General features: G+C 42.3%; 6 protein-coding genes. 1 reads left to right on the top strand and 5 read right to left on the bottom strand.

The genetic code is table 11. The annotated features are described in order from the left end of the window. Window positions 1–211 precede the first annotated feature (211 nt). Window positions 212–388: a hypothetical protein gene (locus tag WJQ40_RS13900; protein WP_337540911.1), complete on the top strand. Its 177-nt coding sequence runs from the start codon at window positions 212–214 to the stop codon at window positions 386–388. Window positions 389–514: 126 nt separating this feature from the next. Here WJQ40_RS13900 and WJQ40_RS13895 read toward each other — a convergent pair whose 3' ends face one another. From WJQ40_RS13895 to WJQ40_RS13875, 5 genes are all read right to left on the bottom strand, one after another. Then, window positions 515–1,780, bottom strand: coding sequence for a DUF5067 domain-containing protein (locus WJQ40_RS13895; RefSeq protein WP_262575512.1), 1,266 nt, complete (start codon window positions 1,778–1,780; stop codon window positions 515–517). Window positions 1,781–1,978: 198 nt separating this feature from the next. Continuing rightward, window positions 1,979–3,727, bottom strand: coding sequence for an FAD-dependent oxidoreductase (locus WJQ40_RS13890; protein WP_337540909.1), 1,749 nt, complete (start codon window positions 3,725–3,727; stop codon window positions 1,979–1,981). A gap of 31 nt (window positions 3,728–3,758) precedes the next feature. Then, window positions 3,759–4,589 carry a carbohydrate ABC transporter permease gene (locus tag WJQ40_RS13885; protein ID WP_262575510.1) on the bottom strand — a complete coding sequence of 277 codons (831 nt, stop codon included), beginning with the start codon at window positions 4,587–4,589 and terminating at the stop codon, window positions 3,759–3,761. Next, the gene (locus tag WJQ40_RS13880) at window positions 4,582–5,508 is read right to left on the bottom strand and encodes a sugar ABC transporter permease (protein ID WP_262575508.1); all 927 of its coding nucleotides are present in this window, start codon (window positions 5,506–5,508) and stop codon (window positions 4,582–4,584) included. Before WJQ40_RS13880 ends, WJQ40_RS13885 begins: the two co-directional genes overlap by 8 nt. Further along, window positions 5,501–6,868 carry an extracellular solute-binding protein gene (locus WJQ40_RS13875; RefSeq protein ID WP_262575507.1) on the bottom strand — a complete coding sequence of 456 codons (1,368 nt, stop codon included), beginning with the start codon at window positions 6,866–6,868 and terminating at the stop codon, window positions 5,501–5,503. Before WJQ40_RS13875 ends, WJQ40_RS13880 begins: the two co-directional genes overlap by 8 nt. Between the last annotated feature and the right edge of the window lie 120 nt (window positions 6,869–6,988).

Raw genomic sequence — 6,988 nt, 5'->3', positions numbered from 1 at the left:
GATCGACGAACTGCAGAAGGAAGTGGATACGCAAAAGGCTCTTCTTGAAGAAAAGGATGCGGTGATTGCCGAAAACGCTGCCGTCCTTGCCGAGAAAGATGCCATTATTGCCAAGAAGGATGCTCTTATCGCTTCTTTGCAGTCACAAAACGCCAATATATAAGCCGATACTGAGACACTATACCGCATGTGTCAGAATGTGGAGAATGTTATGGGTTTCTTTTCTGAGGAATTACGGGAAATGGACAGGAATACTGTCAGATATATGATCGATGAGCTGCAGAAGGAAGTGGATACGCAAAAGGCTCTGCTTGAAGAAAAGGATACGGTGATTGCCGAAAAGGATGCCATCATTGCAAATTTGCAGGCAAAACTGGCAGAAAAATAATGTCCTGCTGACTGTCATCACATCATTCAAGTGAAAAAGGAATCCTGCTGTCGCTATGTACCCTCTTTACCAAACAACTCAGTAAAGAAACTGCCCGTCACAGCAGAATTCCTTTTATTCTAAATTTTACAGTGATTCAAATTCACTTTCATCAATGGCTTCATCTGTAAATTCATCTGCATCCATATAATTCAGGGTATTATCCAGAAGCTCATCTATCGTATATGTCTCTTCAAATACTGTCATCTTATTATAGCTGTATCTGTCAATTACCGTAATGGAAACATCATCCTCGCTGCTGTTCAGTTCCCATGCCAGAGCAACCATGATTGTTGTACCAGGTGATATATTATTAGAGTTATAAGAACTTGCTCCCGGCACATAAGTAGACTGCATTTCCATGCCGGACTGTCTTGCTGTAATATCCAATGCGGTACTGAAGGAAATATCTTCATCAGAATTATTGGTAAATTCTCCTACCATAACGACCACATAATCGTCATTATAATCAGAATAGCCAATCAGAATTTCATCCATGGAAAATTCATAAGCGCTTTCAGCAACAACTGCTTCTACCCCGGATAAATCAATTGTTTCCTCCAGGATCTTCTTCTGATCAAATGAATCAAAATCAATACAGCTGAGTTCTACATCGGAATCCAGATCATTCAGCCCATATACTCTTCTTATCGCAATAGAATTACCTGGCTGAATATCCGTATAATCGCTTCCGTACATTTCTTCATCATACATTGGATGTCTGTATGGCAGATACGCACTCGTAAGTCCTACTCCATTCTGAAACATCTGCATTTCCACTGCACTGCCAAAGCTGGTAGCTTTACTGCTGTTATTGGTAAAAGTAAGATCCAGTACCAAAAGCGGATTTCCATCTTCATCATCTGTAAGTTTTTTATCATCAAGGGTAACATCATATACAGCCTCTGATACCACCTTCTCTACTGTCGAAAGATCAATATCCTGTTCCAGCACGGTAATCTGCGACTTTCCATCCGTGCTGAGTGCCACAACCAGAACAGAAAGTGTTCCTTCAGTCACTCCATCCGGCAGCAGATAAGCCGCCTGTGCCTGTCCTGTTTCACCTTCTGCGATCATCTGACTGTTGTCAATAGCCTCCGGATTATCAGAAAGCAGAAAAGCTGTTTCCAGATTTGCTCCATCCAGAGAAGCTGTCATTTCATAAACCGGTGTGTAGGCTGATATATAATCACCTGTGTTATTGGTCACATCAAGATTAATTGCTATTATGCTTCCTGTATATGCATCATCGCACATAAATACCTTACTCATCGTTGCTTCATAAGGTGCTTTGCCGCTCTTTCCACAGCCGGTAGCCATGCATAACATGACAAATACAGCCAAAAGTATCATTTGTAGTTTCCTGTTTTTCATTTCACTATCCTTTCCTTTCCCATTCATAAGATAAATTTACTATACAATACCCCCGCTGATTTGGCAATTTTTCTTTTTACTTACTGTAAATTCAAAAAGGATCCACCGGATCGTTTTTCATATGCATGGCAATTAAAAATGGTGAAGATAACAATATCTTCACCATCTTCTTCTGCACTATCTTACTTCAAACGCAAAAATATGAACTTTTTCCTGTTCACCCCAGTTTTTCTGAGGAATCAGTTTCACTGCCTGCAATTTTTCGTGTATCGGGATCTTTACAAATCTCTGATAGTTTTCAGGTATTTTCTGAATGGTATACCATTCTCCATCCTTTTTCCCTTTCAGTTCAAACCCCTTTACCATACAATCTGGCACATGATAATGACCGCCCTCCAGTGGATAGAAATTCGGCATATTCAGTGGGTGATGTTCCTTCCACGAACCATTTCTTGTAAACTCGCTGTCAAAGATCAAAACGGCTTCCTGAACATTCTCTTCCTTCTCAAACGTATAGGTGATCTCATCATTTATCTTGCCGCACCATCCGTAGTCCACATCCTTCAAAACCCTGTTTTTTCCATTTCTGAGTGCCTCTGCATCTCCTTCTGTTGCTGTCAGGGCTGCTTCTTTCGTCAGTTCGCACACAGGTGCAATAAACTCAGGCAGATAACAATCATCTGTCATCAGCATATCCTGTAACTCCTGTATCCTGTTCTGGCCCAGTTCTCTCGGTGTCATATGATATTTTCCTGCGAGATAAGCTGCTGTTCCAATTGCCTGTCCACAGATCGCACAGGTCAGCATCACTCTTGTGGATGTCAGTGCCATATGAGAGGTACTGATATCTCTTCCGGCAAACATAAGATTTTCAATATTTGCTGAATATAAGGAACGGAAGGGAATGTGATACTCCCGCTTTACAGAATACATACCAATCGGAAGTCCCTTTTCCAGATAAGGATAGTCCGGGTGATCTTCCACCGGCCATCCTCCATAAGCCACTGCATCTTCAAATCGCACCCCGTTTTCAACATCATTCTGATTCAGCGTATAATCACCGACATATCTCCTGGACTCCTGTTTTTCCGGTAAAAATCCAACCCAATCCAACGCCCAGTTTTCTGCATGGTGCTTAGGATCCTTTTTAATATGATCCCACATACCAAATGCCATTTTCAGCAGTTCCGTGTGAATGTCTTCTGCCTCTGAAATCGTGTCCTGCAGATTACCTACTTCAAACCACCAGAAATTCTGTTCACGGAAATCATGGGATGTCCCTGTCGGGAAGCTTTCATCTGTCGGATAGGAATATGCCCATTCCGGTGCAATAAACGGCTGAGGTGTAGTCATTTCCCTGGCCTGCAGCATGATTCCCTGTCCTATCCGCAGATTATCTGCCTCTTCTTTACACCATGATTCTCCATATAAACTTTTAGCTTCTCTTCCTTCTCTGTACTCCGCCCCTGTCAGTGGTGCCAGGATTCCATCTCCGGAACAGTCTCCAAAGTAATCAGCTTCTACTATGTACCAGGTTTCTGTTGTCGTCTGCCATGCCTTTACAGAACGGATCTTCTTTCCATCCATCTCTGCACCATTGCAGGAGCAATTCAGCAGTAATGTCAGATTTTCACAGAACCTTACTTTTCCGTATATGATACTGTCCCAGATCGTCCAGTTTCCGTTCGGATTTCTGTAACTGTTTTCCAAAAGAAGTTCTTCTGCAATTCCTGTTTCATGATTTTCATCTCCCTCAGCTCCGATCGGCCAGATCCGGATTTCTGAGGAAGCATTTCCTCCAAGCACTGGACGATCCTGGATCAGAACTGTTTTAAGTCCTTTTCTGGCTGCTGCAATGGCTGCGCAGCTCCCTGCCAGACCGCCTCCCACAACACAGAAATCTGCGTTTATGTTTTTTGTCTTCATAAATAATTCATCTCCTTTTCCTGCCATCCGTCTATCCTTTCACAGCACCTGCCATCAGCCCTTTAATAAAGTATTTGGATCCAAGTGCGAAGATCAGGATCAGCGGAATCGTCCCCATCGCCAGTCCTGCTATACGAACGGCATAATCTGCCCGGAAAAAATTTCCAAGGGTTGTAATTCCCAGCGGGATCGTATACATTTCCTGTTTATTCAATAAGATCAGTGGTACAAGAAAGCTGTTCCATGACGCAATGAATACCAGAAGAACAAGTGTTACCATTGCTGATCTTACAAAGGGTATTACGATAAAGATGAATGCTTTTATATCATTGCACCCATCAATTTTGGCACTCTCCAAAACCTCATCCGGTACATTGTCTTTCATGAACTGGGTCATCCAGAACACACCAAATGCATGTGCCATACTGGGAAAAATCAGAGCCAGATGCGTATTGATCCAGCCCAGAACCTTCATTTCCTTTACAAATGCAACGAGTCCCAGCTGTGTTGGTATCATCATCGTCACAAGCACCATGGAAAAAAGGAATCCCTTTCCCTTAAAATGAAACTTGGCAAATCCGAATCCAGCCATTGTGGAGATCAGTACCGACCCAACTGTTGTACAAACAGCTACTTTTGTGCTGTTCCAATAATACTGCAGAAAATTACTTGCCATCAGCTGCTTTAAATTTTCCAGCAGATGACTCCCCGGTTTAAAGGGGAGTATCCGAAATATTTCTGCTGTAGAATAAGTTCCCATCATAAACATGATATAAAATGGCAACATTAAAATAATCACGATCAGCGCTGCAAAGAAAGTTTCCAGGACACTTTGCAGTCTGTGTTTTCTGCTTTTATTCATATGCATCCTCTCCACGGTAAGATAATCGGTAACTGAAGAATGCAAAAACAGCAATAATAACAAAGAGTGAATACGATATCGCTGCTCCCAGTCCCTGCCGCATGGTTGTTCCAAATGCAGTATCATATAAATACCACATCACTGTCAGACAAGATGATCCAGGTCCTCCAAGCTGTGTTGAGGAAGTTGCCCATCCGGAAAACAACTGCATCGGTTCTTCCAGTAGCTGCAGTCCTCCTATGATACTGGTAAGCATAACAAATACCATAATATTTTTTAACAGCGGTACAGTGATCTTAAAGAAGATCTGTACAGTACCGGCGCCCTCAATTTCCGCTGCTTCATATATATCTGATGATATTCCCGCCATTCCCGACAGGAAAAACATGGTATTGTATCCGAGATACTTCCATACTACCATCAGAATCACGATCACCCTTGCAGTCCCCGGACTTCCAAGCCAGTCGTATGCTGTATCCATCCATCCTGCCGCCTGAAGCACCCTGTTTAAGATTCCTGTCTGCCAGTCAAAAATAAGGGCAAAGATCAGACCTATTGCTACAGGTGTGGTCAGATAGGGCAGGAAACTCAGACATTGCAGAGTCCTTTTGCCCTTTACCCATTTTGCATTCAGCATCACTGCCATCAGCATTCCGCCAAATACCAGTGCAGGAACACATACTGCTACAAACAGGAATGTATTTAACACCGATTTCCAGAAATACGGGTCTACGGTAAACAGCCGGATATAATTCTTAACGCCTATAAATTGTGGCGTATGGATTCCGTCCCAATCTGTAAAGCTGATGTAAAAGGAATACAGAATAGGAAACAGGTTAAATCCGATATAAACAAGAAAGAAGGGTGCTATAAACAGGTATGGAGAAATTTGCATCTTTCTCTTTTCTTTTTTATTCATATAATTCCGGTGCCTTCGCCTTAATCTGCTCTTCCATCTGTCCAAGTGCATCTTCTACTGTCAAAGAAGGATCTTTTATCATCGCCTCGCAAACGGCATGTCCCACCTCATCCAGAAGGGCATCATATTGGGATACCTGTGCTCCTTCAATATACGGGGAAATATCATCAGCCCATACCTTTCCTGCCTTGATATCTCCATAGCAGCTAATCGTATAATCAAGATAATCATCTGTTTCATAAATGCTCATCAGGTTCGTCAGATAGGAACTGCTGTCTCTGCACGCATAGGCGCCATTTTCTGTCTGGGTCAGCCAGTGGATAAATGTCCATGCTTCTTCTTTATGCTGGCTGGTATTGGTAATACCCATTGCTGTACCACCAAGGTTAAATGCTACTCCGGGAGATACCATGAGTCCCCATCTGTCAGCACTGTTTGGATCATTGGGTTCAATACTGTAATGAGGTGACCAGGTTGCTCCACAATAGAAAATATTATTCTCATCTGCATAGGATGCGTTGGCTGCTGCAGAATTCTGGGACAGATTATTAACGATACCTGCATCGATCATCTTCTTCAAAATTGCCAGAGATTCTCCATAGGTTCCTTCCAGGTCCAGTTTGTTATTTTCATCTATTACAGAAGGGGCTGATTCATAGAAATTACCGGAAATCATAGCCATTGCATCTTCTGCACTGGAGAACATATAAACCGTTCCATTACTGTCCTCCTTGACCTTCTTGCCAATCTCAATAAAGTCATCCCATGACTGGATCATTTTTTCCAGTTCCGCAGAATCAGCAGTTCCGATCCATTTTTCACACAGATCCTTCTTATAGCTTAAACCTGTTGCATTCATAAACCATTCCACACCTACGATCTTTCCATCTCTGGTACATGTTGACTGTACGCAGTATGGGAACATTTTTTCTGTATCATAATTGTAGGGATCTGCTGAAAGATCTTCCCAGATATCCATTTCATACAGCACACCTCGCTGCTTGTAATCCTGCCATAAAATATCCGGCAGCTCCATACCACTTGCTACAGATGTCTGTACCTTCTGTGTATAATCTGATCCACCGGATACCGGAATATATTCGATCTGAATGTTGGGATATTCCTTATTAAATTCCTTGGCTACATTGGTGATGGTTCCTTCATCCCATCCCCACATGGATATCGTCACAGTATCCCCGGTGTTCTCCTGGTTTTCTGTAGCAGCTGCGTTCTCCTGCGCTGTCTGCGTATCTGCCGTACTTTCACTGTTTTCAGAAGCAGAACCGCATCCACTAAGCAAAGATGCTGTCATTACTGCTACACCTAATAATGCTGTAAGTTTTTTCCCTCTTACTCCCATATACATATCCTCCACTTTTCTTTTCTGTGTTCCGGAACAACTTTATCTTACACAATTGGTAAAATCAGAAAAAGAATGCATAACAATAATATTGTATAAAATCCAATACTTTTTGTTATA

Source organism: Suilimivivens sp. (genome assembly GCF_037359455.1).
Lineage (GTDB): Bacteria > Bacillota > Clostridia > Lachnospirales > Lachnospiraceae > Suilimivivens > Suilimivivens aceti.
This window is presented reverse-complemented; position numbering and strand designations above follow the sequence as displayed.